The organism is Aquimarina addita, from assembly GCF_039539305.1.
GTDB classification, from domain to species: domain Bacteria; phylum Bacteroidota; class Bacteroidia; order Flavobacteriales; family Flavobacteriaceae; genus Aquimarina; species Aquimarina addita.
On record NZ_BAABCW010000022.1, the window covers coordinates 35,550 to 48,634 of the forward strand.

General features: G+C 31.3%; 13 protein-coding genes. 5 read left to right on the forward strand and 8 right to left on the reverse strand.

Going from position 1 to position 13,085, the window contains the following annotated elements; translation table 11 throughout:
* Window positions 1-10 precede the first annotated feature (10 nt).
* The 3 genes from ABD816_RS19015 to yiaA form a co-directional block, all read right to left on the reverse strand.
* On the reverse strand, window positions 11-562 hold the full coding sequence (locus tag ABD816_RS19015) for a GDYXXLXY domain-containing protein (RefSeq protein WP_344930095.1): 552 nt from the start codon (window positions 560-562) through the stop codon (window positions 11-13).
* 4 nt (window positions 563-566) lie between these two features.
* Window positions 567-1,841 carry a DUF2157 domain-containing protein gene (locus tag ABD816_RS19020; RefSeq protein ID WP_344930098.1) on the reverse strand — a complete coding sequence of 425 codons (1,275 nt, stop codon included), beginning with the start codon at window positions 1,839-1,841 and terminating at the stop codon, window positions 567-569.
* Between the two features lie 681 nt (window positions 1,842-2,522).
* Window positions 2,523-3,002, reverse strand: a complete 480-nt coding sequence (gene yiaA / locus ABD816_RS19025) for an inner membrane protein YiaA (protein ID WP_344930100.1) — start codon at window positions 3,000-3,002, stop codon at window positions 2,523-2,525.
* 178 nt (window positions 3,003-3,180) lie between these two features.
* Here yiaA and ABD816_RS19030 point away from each other — a divergent pair, with 178 nt between their 5' ends.
* Entirely contained in the window at window positions 3,181-4,689 is a 1,509-nt protein-coding gene (locus tag ABD816_RS19030) for a hypothetical protein (protein WP_344930103.1), read from the forward strand.
* 19 nt (window positions 4,690-4,708) lie between these two features.
* Here the strand turns inward: ABD816_RS19030 and ABD816_RS19035 are convergent, their stop codons facing one another.
* From ABD816_RS19035 to ABD816_RS19050, 4 genes are read right to left on the reverse strand one after another with little or no spacing between them, the layout of a single operon-like run.
* A complete protein-coding gene (locus ABD816_RS19035; protein ID WP_344930105.1) occupies window positions 4,709-5,989 on the reverse strand; it encodes a hypothetical protein in 1,281 nt (426 codons plus the stop codon).
* Between the two features lie 58 nt (window positions 5,990-6,047).
* Window positions 6,048-7,334: a glutamate-1-semialdehyde 2,1-aminomutase gene (hemL, locus tag ABD816_RS19040; RefSeq protein WP_344930107.1), complete on the reverse strand. Its 1,287-nt coding sequence runs from the start codon at window positions 7,332-7,334 to the stop codon at window positions 6,048-6,050.
* Window positions 7,335-7,340: 6 nt separating this feature from the next.
* Window positions 7,341-8,237, reverse strand: coding sequence for a glucosaminidase domain-containing protein (locus tag ABD816_RS19045; RefSeq protein ID WP_344930108.1), 897 nt, complete (start codon window positions 8,235-8,237; stop codon window positions 7,341-7,343).
* 19 nt (window positions 8,238-8,256) lie between these two features.
* The gene (locus ABD816_RS19050; protein ID WP_344930110.1) at window positions 8,257-9,198 is read right to left on the reverse strand and encodes a 1-aminocyclopropane-1-carboxylate deaminase/D-cysteine desulfhydrase; all 942 of its coding nucleotides are present in this window, start codon (window positions 9,196-9,198) and stop codon (window positions 8,257-8,259) included.
* 935 nt (window positions 9,199-10,133) lie between these two features.
* On the opposite strand from ABD816_RS19050, the gene ABD816_RS19055 reads away from it, so the two are divergent.
* On the forward strand, window positions 10,134-11,114 hold the full coding sequence (locus ABD816_RS19055) for a polysaccharide lyase family 7 protein (protein ID WP_344930111.1): 981 nt from the start codon (window positions 10,134-10,136) through the stop codon (window positions 11,112-11,114).
* A gap of 59 nt (window positions 11,115-11,173) precedes the next feature.
* On the opposite strand, the gene ABD816_RS19060 is transcribed toward ABD816_RS19055, so the two are convergent.
* Window positions 11,174-11,500, reverse strand: a complete 327-nt coding sequence (locus ABD816_RS19060) for a hypothetical protein (RefSeq protein ID WP_344930114.1) — start codon at window positions 11,498-11,500, stop codon at window positions 11,174-11,176.
* 28 nt (window positions 11,501-11,528) lie between these two features.
* Here ABD816_RS19060 and ABD816_RS19065 point away from each other — a divergent pair, with 28 nt between their 5' ends.
* The 3 genes from ABD816_RS19065 (at window position 11,529) to ABD816_RS19075 (ending at window position 13,065) form a co-directional block, all read left to right on the forward strand.
* The gene (locus ABD816_RS19065; RefSeq protein ID WP_344930115.1) at window positions 11,529-11,699 is read left to right on the forward strand and encodes a C1orf53 family protein; all 171 of its coding nucleotides are present in this window, start codon (window positions 11,529-11,531) and stop codon (window positions 11,697-11,699) included.
* Between the two features lie 116 nt (window positions 11,700-11,815).
* Window positions 11,816-12,352 (forward strand): DUF4136 domain-containing protein, encoded by a 537-nt coding sequence (locus ABD816_RS19070; RefSeq protein ID WP_344930117.1) that lies wholly within the window; start codon window positions 11,816-11,818, stop codon window positions 12,350-12,352.
* 107 nt (window positions 12,353-12,459) lie between these two features.
* Complete coding sequence (locus ABD816_RS19075; protein WP_344930119.1) at window positions 12,460-13,065, forward strand: DUF4230 domain-containing protein; 606 nt, start codon at window positions 12,460-12,462, stop codon at window positions 13,063-13,065.
* Window positions 13,066-13,085 lie beyond the last annotated feature (20 nt).

The window sequence follows — 13,085 nt, forward strand, 5'->3', positions numbered from 1 at the left end:
ATGTGTAAAATCACTTTTCTACATACTTCTGGATAGAGATTTCATTGATGAAGACATCTTTTAAAACAGCTTCCCCTTCTTTTATATAGACTAAAGCATATACATTATCAGGCAGACTATCTCTTACTGCCTCAGTATAAGCCAGCTCTGCGTCATATGCTTTGGTTTCTTCCATATAAAATTTATTAAATGGCAATTGAAATCGGACCCTATCCTGATAAGACGCAGTCACTTTTGCTATTACATACTCTTTTTCATTATCTAACAACTCTTTACTAACCTTTTTTACTGTAGCAAAATCTTTAGTATCTTTCTCCAAATACACATAGATATCATCCCCTCTTACATATGTAGAATCTGATGTAGAAAATGAATTTATATCAAAATCTAATGTTATATACTTACCTCTATATGGATCTGTAGGATCAATAGGTCTGGTTTTAAAATGATACTTGGTTCCTAACGATAATGTATCTTCGCTATCCTTAACCATTTGGGCAGGCACAAAAATCTGAACAAGTGCTACTACTACAAATAACACAAATATATAAGTCGTTTTCATCTCTTTAGTTTTTATTTTTTTGTCTTTTTAACATCATATAATTAGTTATAAAAAAACCTGTTCCTACAACTACAAATAATATTCCTCGTACTACAAAACTCATATCAGTATCAAAAAACCTACAGATAATCAATACAGAAATGATGAGTAGTCCATAATTAAGAATTCCAAAATTAAAAGTATCAGTACCTATTTTAATAACACTAATACCTAAAGCAAATACGAGTATATTCATAAGAGTTACAGACACTATTACTCTATCTGCAAAAAGAAAGAACAGTATTCCAAATATGAGGTATGAAAACTGAAATAAATTGACCGATTTAATGCTGGTTTTAAAGATATTATACCCTATCAGGAGACTATTAAAAACTCCAAGTATACAAATCACATAAAACTCCAAAGAATCATATTGCCATTCTGTAAGTTCCTCCCAATACCATCTAAATGTAAATGTCATACATAGCAATACTACACCCAGTGAACCTAACACCAAAAGACCATTTCTCAATGTTCTTGTTGTATTAAAAACCGGCAATCTGCCTATTGTATAAAACAACCCAAATAAGCCAACATACATAACAAATCCCAATACCTCATTGCTTTCTATAAAAGTCCCTAATGTTATGATTAAACTGATAGGTAACAACCAATTAAAAATAGAGACCACATTACTTGAACTGTTATTTTTTAACTGCATCCAATAATGAGGTAAGACAGCAAAAAACAACGCCAAATAAGCCCAGGGGATTTTATCATTACGATAATTCCAATATCCAACTGTTGTCGCATAATTAGTACTTAAAATAAGAATAAGTAATGCCACAGCATGAGATCTTAATAAATATATAAGAGGCAAACACAATACAATCCACGTGAGCAAAAAAGAATCCAGATCCCCTATAATATTGTAAATCTGACTCACTAAAGCGATACTAGCTCCTACTACAAAAAACAAAAAAGTTCCTGAAGCTTCTTTCCATGCTTTACTTTTATTTTTTAAAATCGAAAAACCAGCAAAAAACTGCCCAATTAGTAATGGGACAAATGCTAAAATTGTTTTTGTTGTTCTCGAAAAATGATCCCAATTATGTGCCAGCATTAAAATAATACCAGACCCAATCAGTAATCCTCCAAAAATTCCAAAAATAATAAAGAGCCTATTGGTTCCTGAAGTATTTTTATCTCTATAATATTGCGATATTTTCTCTGAAATCTCAGAGGAAATAACCTGGTCTTTAACCAAGTTTTCTAATTCTTTAGTAAATTTTGAACTCATAATAATATTTTTTATACCCAATCAAAAAATAACTGATTGCTACTTTTTTAGTGTTTCTATAATTAAACTCTTTTTTTTAAAAGCATTCAATACAACGTAAAATCCAATTCCTGCAATAATATGTTTTAATGAATTTCTTTTTGTACAGATAATACATTTAATTACTCAAAGAAAAAGTTCTTTTATAAGTACGGTTCAAATAAGTGATCCCTACAAAATAGATTGCAATACAAAGAGGAACACTTTTCATTAGTATTGTTTCTATATTGTTTATTGAAAAATAATCTCCGTTTAAAACTATCCACGTTACTAAAACGTATAGGGCTACAACACTCCAATAAATAATTAACCCTTTTCTTACAACAGTATGATGTTTTTTCCAGTAAATAAAAAAACATATTCCTGTAAGTAGCTGAACAATTCCTAGAGCAAATTGCCACATATAACCGGTTATAGCCTCCGTCCTATTGACATGATCGAAATACGATTTGGATTGAAAAAATAAAACAACTATCAAGAAGATAGCATTTAATATGAATAATAAATTTTTCATTTATAAATTTTTATATTGATTATCGTAAATTTTGATTATTTATTGATTTATAAAAAAGCAGCTGCAACTACAGCTGCTTTCTCTAATCATCAAAACAAGAGGCTATTTATGATAGCCCCTTCTTCTGATTATTCCTCTTCTTTACTTTCAATAAAGTTTTTATCTCTGGTATTTTTTTGTACAGCAATCGCTGAGAATAAACTAAGCGTAAAAGACATCCCATAAAACCCTTTCTCACTCAGTCCCAATTCTGCATTCCATAATCCAATAACTAATAAAACAACAGATGCCAATGCTGCAAACCAACTGATCCCATAATAAATTTCTGTTACCTTAAGTCCTTCTAATTTATCTCTTACATTTTTTTGTACAGATACTGCAGCAAATAAACCAAATAGAAGAATTGTAAAATAATATCCTTTTTCATTTAGCATCATTTCTGCATTCCATAATCCCGCACAAAAAGATACCATTCCCGCAAATAAGGCTACCCAAGAAGCTCCTATAAAAGCGGGAGTAGGCTTTTGATCATATACTTTTTTTTCTTTATCAATGGCAAGGTCTTTACTCACCTCTTCGTTTACTTCATTACTAAATTTATATTCCATAATAATTGTTTTTGATGATTAATTAATTATTGAACTCGTTCGTTTGAACAGGACAAATTTGCATCGATTATTTCAGCATACAAATTCATTTTTTATAAAAAACTTACGATATAAAATATTTAAAAATTAGTTTATTCTAATATTTACAGTACTTTTATGATAAATAACTTATGATATAATGAATACAATATCTCACATGATTGCTACATTATCCGATGAAGAAAAAAAAAGTTTTATCTCCCAATTAAAGCAAAAGAACAAAAGGAGAGATACTAAAAACATTCAATTATTTAAGTTATTAGAGACACACCCAGAAAGAAAGAACATTGATATATTAATCTATGGAAAAAAATCCAAGGGTGCTTTTCATGCTCTTTGTAAGCGATTGTCTGATAGCTTGATTGATTTTATTGCTACAAAAAGTTTTGATGGGGAGAAATCAGAAGAAATGGAAATTCTTAAACTTCTTCTGGCAAGTAGAATTTTCTTTGAACAGAAACAATATAAGATTGCGTTTAAAACTTTAAAGAAAGCAGAATCAAGAGCTAAGAATGATGAGTTTTTCGGAATATTAAACGAAATTTATTATACACGTATTCAATATGCACATCTGGATCAAAAAACTTCTCTGGATAGTCTAATCCAGGATTTTAGAATTAATAAAAAAGCATTTCAACAGGAAGAAAATCTAAATTTATTTTATGCAAATATTCAGGATAAACTGACTTATAAAAAAGCTGATATCACCCAGACTATACAAGAATCCCTATCAAGGTTTGATATATCCGTTAATACTGGTCTCACCTTCAGATCTCTTTATAAAATATTAGAAATTAATAATCAAGCCGCTAATGTAACGCAGAATTTTTATTCGATACTTCCTTTTATTGAAAAGGTAAACAAACAATTAGAAGCAAAAGAACGACATACAGAAAAGCACCTTTTTTATCAAATCCAGATTATATACTATGTTGCAAATTCTTATTTCCGGAATAAAAACTTTAAAACATCCCAATGGTATCTGGACCGTATGGAGAAACAAATGCACGCGCAAAAAGACAAGTATCACAAAAGATTCTTTCCACAATTACTTTTATTAAAAATTCTGAACCTTAACTATAGTGGTAAAGCAGCAGATGCCATAAAAGCCCTGGAACAATTTGATTACTACAAATACAGACATCAGGTAGGTTATATCTTAGATCTTAAACTTAGCTTGGTTGTGTTCTATTTTCAACAAGCAAGATATAAAGAAGCTTTGAGCCTTTTTAAAGAATCACAGCATAGCGATAATTGGTATGCGGAAAATGCAGGGATTATATGGGTCATCAAAAAAAACCTAACAGAGATTTTATTGTATATGGAACTTGATCATATGGATCTGGTAGAATCGAGACTAAAAAGCTTTAGAAAAAAACATGGGACTTATTTAAAAAATAACAATGAACATCGTGTACTTGATTTCCTATCATTAGCCACTAAGTACTACTACAATACCCATACATTAAACACAGCGTCGTTTATGGAAAAAATTCTAACATCACTAGAGGTTAATAGTCCAGAGCAAGAAGATATTTTTGTGATGAGTTTCTACGCATGGTTAAAGGCTCGAGTACTAAATGCTAATTTATATGAAACAACATTACAAGTTGTAAATCAATCTAAAGCTTTTACTATATCTGATTAAGATCACTCCAATCAGAAAATCAATACTTCAATTTTACAAATTGTTCATTAAACCATAAAACCAACAAGATGGGTAACATCCATTGATGATAAATTAAATACCGACCTATGCTATGCTGCACCAGGCAAATGATCAATATATTGCTAAAAGTCAACAACATCAAAAAACAAGAAAAAAGAGCAAGGTTATTGTTATACTTCCTCCATATATACATCGAAAACAGCAGTACTAATAAACAAAGCCAGATCATATAAAAACCTCCGAAAGCATGCTCTACATTTTTGTAATATAGGTCTACACATTTCCAAAAATTATCTAATAATAATGGCATCCACATGGTCATTAGAAATTTATCATTCTTTATTAATGAATCTATAGAATCAGGATCATCAGGAAATAAGTATACTCTTCCTTTTTTAGAAAGTATCTCGTAAGAGATAAAAATATAATTATAATCAAATGCATGAAATACATTATCATTAGAAGGAATATAAAAATCATCCAGCAATTGCATATTCACCGCCTCCTGATACACATATTGATAATAATTCTGAGTTTTTGTATCCTTATACAACTTATAATCATCTGCGTCTGCCACAAATAAAGGCATAATCATTACCTGAAGTCCTGTACTGGAAATATTGACATACCGATCATGTACTAAATAATTAAATGATTTCTGGGTAAAAGAAACAACTAAAGGCACTATCATAATTGCCAAAACAAGAAAACCAAATAGCTTATGCTTTTTAGTCATAATCCAAAAATATCCTAATACCAATAAAAAGACCGGGAGTGCAAATAAGAATTGCGTTCTTACTAATATAATTGTAACCAATGCAAGAATAAATAAGATAAAAAAGGCTTTCTTTTTCTTAAAAACACCTTGAATAAAAAAAGCAATCACTACTAAGAAAAGTGGATATGCCAATCCTTGTGTAACTATTCTATTTACAATTAAATATTCTGGAATAAGAATGGGAGCTAATAAAATGATATCTACCAGAACCAATAATCTTTTATTGATTCTAAAATTTTCGTCTAACACCTTACTAAAATACCAACAAGACAAAAAGCATATAAAACCCTGCGCAACTAGTACATAAGTGAAATAATTTTCTTCTCCAAACACTTTTCTAAAAACAAACAAAAAAGTCCCATATCCAGGAGGTGTGATAACAGACAGCCCAACATAGCTCAGCGTATCTGGTTCTGTCACTACGCCTATAAAAAATATTACAATAGTAAAAAAAAGATATACTATAATCCTCGACAAGTAATTAAACGTAAAGATTTTCATAGGATTCATCGGTATAAATAGTTAATCAGATATACTACTCCAATCTTGTATTCAAATTTTATAAATTTTTAGCTATTGCTGATACTGCTTCTATAGTAATGTCCAAATCTTTATAGGTTAAAGCATCTGTAATAAACCAAGTCTCAAAAGCACTGGGGGCAATATATATTCCTCTGGACAGCATTCCATGAAAGAATTTTTTAAATCTTTCATTATTACCCTTTGCAGCACTTTCAAAATCTATTACAGGATCTTCAGAAAAATGTACCGAGATCATAGACCCCAACCTATTAATGGTATGCTTCACATTATTTTCAGTCAATACCCTTGACATTCCTTCATGTAAATATTTAGTTTTCTTTTGGATACTTGAAAAGATCTCTGGATTCTCATTTAATTCTGTAAGCATTGCTAATCCTGCAGCCATCGCTAATGGATTACCACTTAAGGTTCCTGCCTGATATACCGGACCCAGAGGTGCCAGATGATCCATAATTTCAGATCGTGCAGCAAAGGCACCTACAGGAAGACCACCACCTATTACCTTACCAAAAGTAATGATATCTGCAGCAACTCCTAATAATTCCTGCACACCACCTTTTGCTAATCTAAATCCGGTCATTACCTCATCAAACACAAGTAATATCCCGTGAGCATCACATAATGTACGTAAGCCCTCCAGAAAACCAGCTACAGGGGGTATACATCCCATATTACCAGCTACTGGTTCGATAATAATGCAAGCGATTTCTCCCTTATTAGCTTCTACCAATTGTTTCACCTGAGCTAAATCATTATAGACTGCCAATAAGGTATCCTTTGCAGTACCTGTTGTAACTCCGGGACTATTAGGACTCCCAAAAGTTACTGCTCCACTACCAGCCTGTATCAAAAAGGAATCACTATGTCCGTGATAACATCCTACGAATTTAATAATCTTATCTTTCTTGGTAAATCCACGTGCTAGCCTAACAGCACTCATACATGCTTCTGTACCAGAATTTACAAATCGTATTTTATCTATATTAGGCACCATAGAAATAGCCAACGCTGCAATCTGCGTTTCTATCTCTGTGGGCATACCAAAACTGGTTCCTTTTTTTGCCTTTTCTATAACTGCATTTACAACTGGAGGAAACGCATGACCCAAGATCATAGGACCCCATGAATTAATATAATCAATCAATCGATTGCCATCCTCATCATATAAATATGCCCCTTTAGCTTCTTTTACAAATATCGGATCTCCGCCAACTGCCTTAAATGCGCGAACAGGAGAATTAACACCTCCCGGAATTACTTTTTGTGCTTCTTCAAATAACGCACTACTTCTTTTATATATCATACAAAATTAAAATTCTTCAATATCATCATCAGGGGTTACTCTTAATACCTGACCAATAACAATCTTATTATCTGTTAAATTATTATATGTTTTAAGTTCTGAAACCTGAATACGATAGCGTTTTGAAATAGAATACAGTGTATCACCTTTCTTCACTACATGGCCAACATCTTCTGTTTTAACAGGTTCCAAAGGCGGTAACTTTTCAGAAGATACTACGACTATATCTTCTGACTTAGACACTATGGGTCTTTCTTCTAATTCTTCTTGATAATCTCCTTTTAAAACTTCTTTATCATAAGAGTATAGTTGATATCGCTCAATGATACTAATCAGTTTTTCGGGATATTTTTTATCAGTAGCATACCCGGCAGCACGCAATCCACGTGCCCAGGATTTATAATCACTTTTTTTGTACGTAAAAAGTTTAGCATATCGCTTTCTATTAGCAAGAAATAATGAATGATCTCTAAAAGAGTGACTTGCTTTGTCGTATTTTCTAAAACATTCTTGTGCAAGATCATCATCATGATATACCTTTTCTCCGGTCCAATTATGACACTTGATACCAAAATGGTTATTCGCTTTACTTGTAAGCTCTCCATATCCTGCACCTGATTCTAAAATCCCTTGTGCTAAGGTAATACTAGCAGGAATTCCATATGTATTCATTTCATTCTTTGCGATTGGAGCATATTCATAAATATAATTCTGAACCCTCTCTGCATATGGAGCTGTAACAGGTAATTTATTGGTTGTTTCTTTAGGGGTCTTTATTGTTTTCACCTCCTTCTCTACAATAGTCCGTTTTGGAGTAGATGTTTGTGTTTTTGGTGTATTATTTACAATCTTTTTACTTCCTCCACAAGAAATAAAAACTGCGGAAATACAAATTAATAACATTATTTTATTCATGCTCATATCAAATCTTTATAAGGGGGAGTTTTTGTTTTAGTAACCTCCTATTCATCCCTGTAATACCCTGTAGTCCTCCGGTATGAATGGCTAAAATACGAGTATTTTTCATAAAATATCCATTCCTGATCATATCAAAAACACCATACATCATCTTTCCCGTATACACAGGATCTAATATAATATTGTGTTCATCCCTAAATGTATTTATAAACTCTATTAGTTCCTGATTTATTTTACCATATCCACCAAAATTATAATTCTCTATTAACTCCCAATTTAAATTCTTAGTATACTGTACTATTTCTTTGGAAAGAAAACCTCCTTTTAAAGCTGGAAAACCTAGAATTTTTTGATTCTTATAACTACTATTAATAATACCAGCGATCGTACCTCCAGTACCAACCGGGCAACAAATAATATCAAAATCCATATCTGTAGTAGTCAGAATTTCTCCACACCCTCTGACTGCTAATTTATTTGTTCCTCCTTCGGGGATACAGTAAAATGATCCAAATTCGTTTTTTAACCTACTTAAGAATGATTGAGAATTTTTTTCACGATATTGAGTTCTGGTTACAAACTTAAATTGCATACCATTATCTGATGCTAAACGCAACGTATCATTACTTTCCAATGTTTTAGCAATATCATTACCTAACTCATCTCCTCTAATGATACCAATTGTTTGTAATCCTACTATATTTCCGGCAGCAGCAGTAGCAGCAATATGATTACTATATGCTCCACCAAACGTAAGTATCCTATCAAAACCCTGTTTTTTAGCTTCCTTAATATTATATTTTAATTTTCTAAACTTATTTCCAGAAACCTCACGATGGATAAGATCCTCTCTTTTTATGCATAATGAAACAGAAGCATTTTTAAGAATAGTATGCGTGATCTCTCCATTTTTTGATTCGGCAAGAAAAGATGAAAAGAGTGACATAATAGTTATTAAAATGAATGTTGACAAAATTACAAAAATCAATCTGCCAAAAACTATTAAATTTCAATACATGAGTCCAACAAACCAAGTATTAAAAACAAAGTTTTGTTTTTAAATTTTCATGAAACTGATATTTTTATAGAAAACAAATATCAAAACAACCCATACTAAAAGAAAAAATCCCTCAAAGCACAGAGAATTTCAAAAATAAAAACTTTGATATGTGATGGTTAAACAGTATGAAAATTATGTTAAAAACCTAAAATACAGATACATAGACACGCAGTACCTAACATCATAAAACTAGATAATTAAATAATTGGGATTATAAATCTTTATTTTATGAATATCCTTCACTTTTTTAACATTTTTTTTGTAGGTTTATGTCTCAGATTAGAAACATACAATTAGCAATTAGAAGACTAATGATTCTAATCAAAACAGAAAATTATAACTGCTATAAAAAGCCAGTTAGTAAAATTTTGCTCCATCACTATTTTTAAAAGACCTATCTGATCAATATCGGATAGGTTTTTTACTTTTATTTTAATCAACATCTATTGTAAATCAATTTTTATTTTATGAAGATAACCAAAGTAAGTTATATGTATAAGTAGGCTCGTTTAACCTTAGCTGATACTTTTTACAGAAATATACTCGATCGATTTACGTGTACTTTTTGCAAATTTTCAACGAAACCAGCTTATTATTTACTTAAATAATACTTGATAAGCACAACTAAATAATTATATTAAATTTTGTTAAAATTAAGGATTTCGCAAAAAATATAAACACTTTATCCAATATTATTGTTTTTAGTCGTTTTTTTAATTATATTTTTATATAATATACTGATAATCAAATCAGATAAACGAGTATATTTACACTAAAAAAAAAGAATTAAGTTTTAATCCCCAAAAACACAAAATATTACTATGAAAAAAAATACCCCAACACTTTTACTGCTTTTATTTGCGATTATATGTATCAATTGCAGCTCTGATGATTCTATGGACGAAACCGATGAACCTACTGGCTCAACAGGAAGTACCGGTGAGACTGGAGTTACAGGAATAACAGGATCTACAGGAGTAACTGGCACGACGGGTACTACCGGTACAACAGGATCTACCGGAATGACAGGTGCTACAGGCACTACTGGCACCACTAGTACTGTTGTATGGAAAAACTGGTACCTATCTGTTCCTATTGATAGAGGAGATGGATCCGGGAAAGCAACTTCTATATACTATCAAGACATAGAAAATGACAATTTAACTACAGAACAGAAAGAATATTTTTATAAGAACGATGATGGGAGCTATACTTTCTATACAAAATTTACCGGGTTTACCACTTCTGGCGCATCTGAGATTAATGGGTCTAAATATTCCAGAACAGAATTAAGAGAATACTGGCAAGGAGAACAGGATACTGATGAAAATTGGTATATGGATGAAGGTTCTCATGAGATGGAATCCACCCTACAAGTAAATTATTGCGAAGGCAACGGACAAACCTATGTAGCTCAGATTCATGGAAAAAGTAGTCCTACATTATCTGGTTCTCCTGCAACCATAAAAGTGCAATGGAAAAACGGAGACATTGTGATAGAATATTATGTAAAACCAGATAATGGAGTATGGACAAGTCAATATGATGAGAAAATAACGATTGGTAAAGTTGATAGCGAAAAGTTCACCATTAAACTACTTATAGATGACGGCAAACTATCCTATGCATTGATTTGCGAAGCAAAAGGTATTGATCAAGAATATCAATTTCTTTATGACTATGCCACTAATGGATATAATTTTGATAATTATTTTAAAACAGGTAATTATTTTAAATGGAATTCAGATTACACAGCAGATGCAGAAGTAATATTATACGGTGTAAAAACCGATCATAAGTAAAATATTATTAATTGAGAACATAAAATCCTGTTAGACTTATCTCTGATAGGATTTTATATTTATAGATATTTTATAAAACTCCATAACTTTCTATGAGTAAGATACATTAATTCTTCTTCTCGCTCATATGCCTCTCGCTCAAAAGAAATATTACGATAGGCATCCTGAGAATTTTTATATTGCAACAATCTTACAAAATATTCAACAATGTAGAAAAAATAAAATGGTAGAATCAAGAGCTCTATCTGTTGTCTAAGATGAATTTTTTCATGATTAATAAAAGCTTTATCATCTTTAAGCCGATCATTCTTAACCACAATAAATGGCCAGAGTGCAATTCCTGCAAACCTTTTACCTATCAAATATTTGTTAACTACAACTGGCATTTCATGGCAAGATAGTACTTTTGTAATAATGAATAATCAAAAAAAAGCATCAAAGCCAGAAGAAGGTGATTATTACCTTACCCCAGAAGGGTATAAATGTTTTACAAAACAATACCATCTGAAAAGAGGATATTGTTGTGAGAGTGGTTGTAGACATTGTCCATACGGATATGATAAGAAAACAAACACATACACCTAGCTATATCATTAATGGTATAATTATTGTGGATTATTTATAAAAATAAATAGTATAAACTATATGCTATCAAAATGATTTCCAATCATGTAACAGGTAGCTAAACAAAACTCACGATTATGAAATTTTTCTCTCTTTTATCGCTAGTACTTATCATCTCATTAAGCTCATGCTCTAGTGTTCGTGTTGCTTCTGATTATGATCAAAAAGCCAATTTTGATGGTTACAAAAGTTATGCTTTTTATAAACCCGGAATCGATCAGGCCGAAATTAGTGATCTGGACAAAAAACGTATTTTACGAGCTATTGAAGCTGATATGACGGCTAAAGGTTTTATCAAATCTAATAATCCGGATGTACTTGTTAGTATTTTCACAAAAACAAAAGAAAACGTAAACATTTATCAAAATAACTTCGCATTTGGATATGGCTGGGGCTGGAACCCTTGGTTTTGGGGAGGTAACTTCAATAACAACTCGGTTTCCAGAGTGACTGAAGGTACATTATATATCGATCTTATTGATGCGACAAAAAAAGAATTAATTTGGCAAGGTATGGGAACCTCAGCATTGACTATGGATGTAGATCGAAAACAAGAAAAGATGAATGAAATTGTTACTGCAATTCTAGAAAAGTATCCTCCCCAGGATAGATAACATACATAAGAGCATTTTTATAATACAAAGATTGTGCAATAGACTTCTTTAAAAAGTATAGGTTTATTTTTTTATGTATTTTTATAAAAACCTAATCGTTATCGTCTATGCGCAATTTTCTCTTTGGTGTTCTGATTTCAGCTTTTGTTGTTATTTGTATCGCTTACTTTATAACTAATGCCAAAGACAGAGAAGCCCAAATGCAGTCCTCTGGTCTTATTGTGAATCAAATTAAAAATGTTGGAAAATTAATCGTAACAGAAGGACACTTTTCTGAGGTCATCACATATAGGGATGCAAAAAAGTATTATCTGGATATGTTAACGGCAGAAAAAAAAGCAATTGTTATTGTAAATGCTAGTGTAACTATATCTTATGATCTAAGCAAAATAGAGCATCATATTGATGAAACTACTAAAACACTGACAATTACACATATCCCGGAGGTTGAAGTCAATATCAATCCAGACATAAAATATCACGATCTGGAAGAAGATTTTTTTAATCAATTTACACCTCAGGATCATAATCTAATTCGCAAAGAGGTAACCCGCAAACTTAATGAAAAGATCAAAGCATCTTCATTACAAACGAATGCCGAAAACAGATTAATTAGTGAACTACAAAAAATATACATCCTCACTAATTCACTTGGCTGGAAATTAGTATATCACGGAAATACAATTACAGAATCCGAAGAATTGATTCTATAAAAAAATAAAACGACTGATTA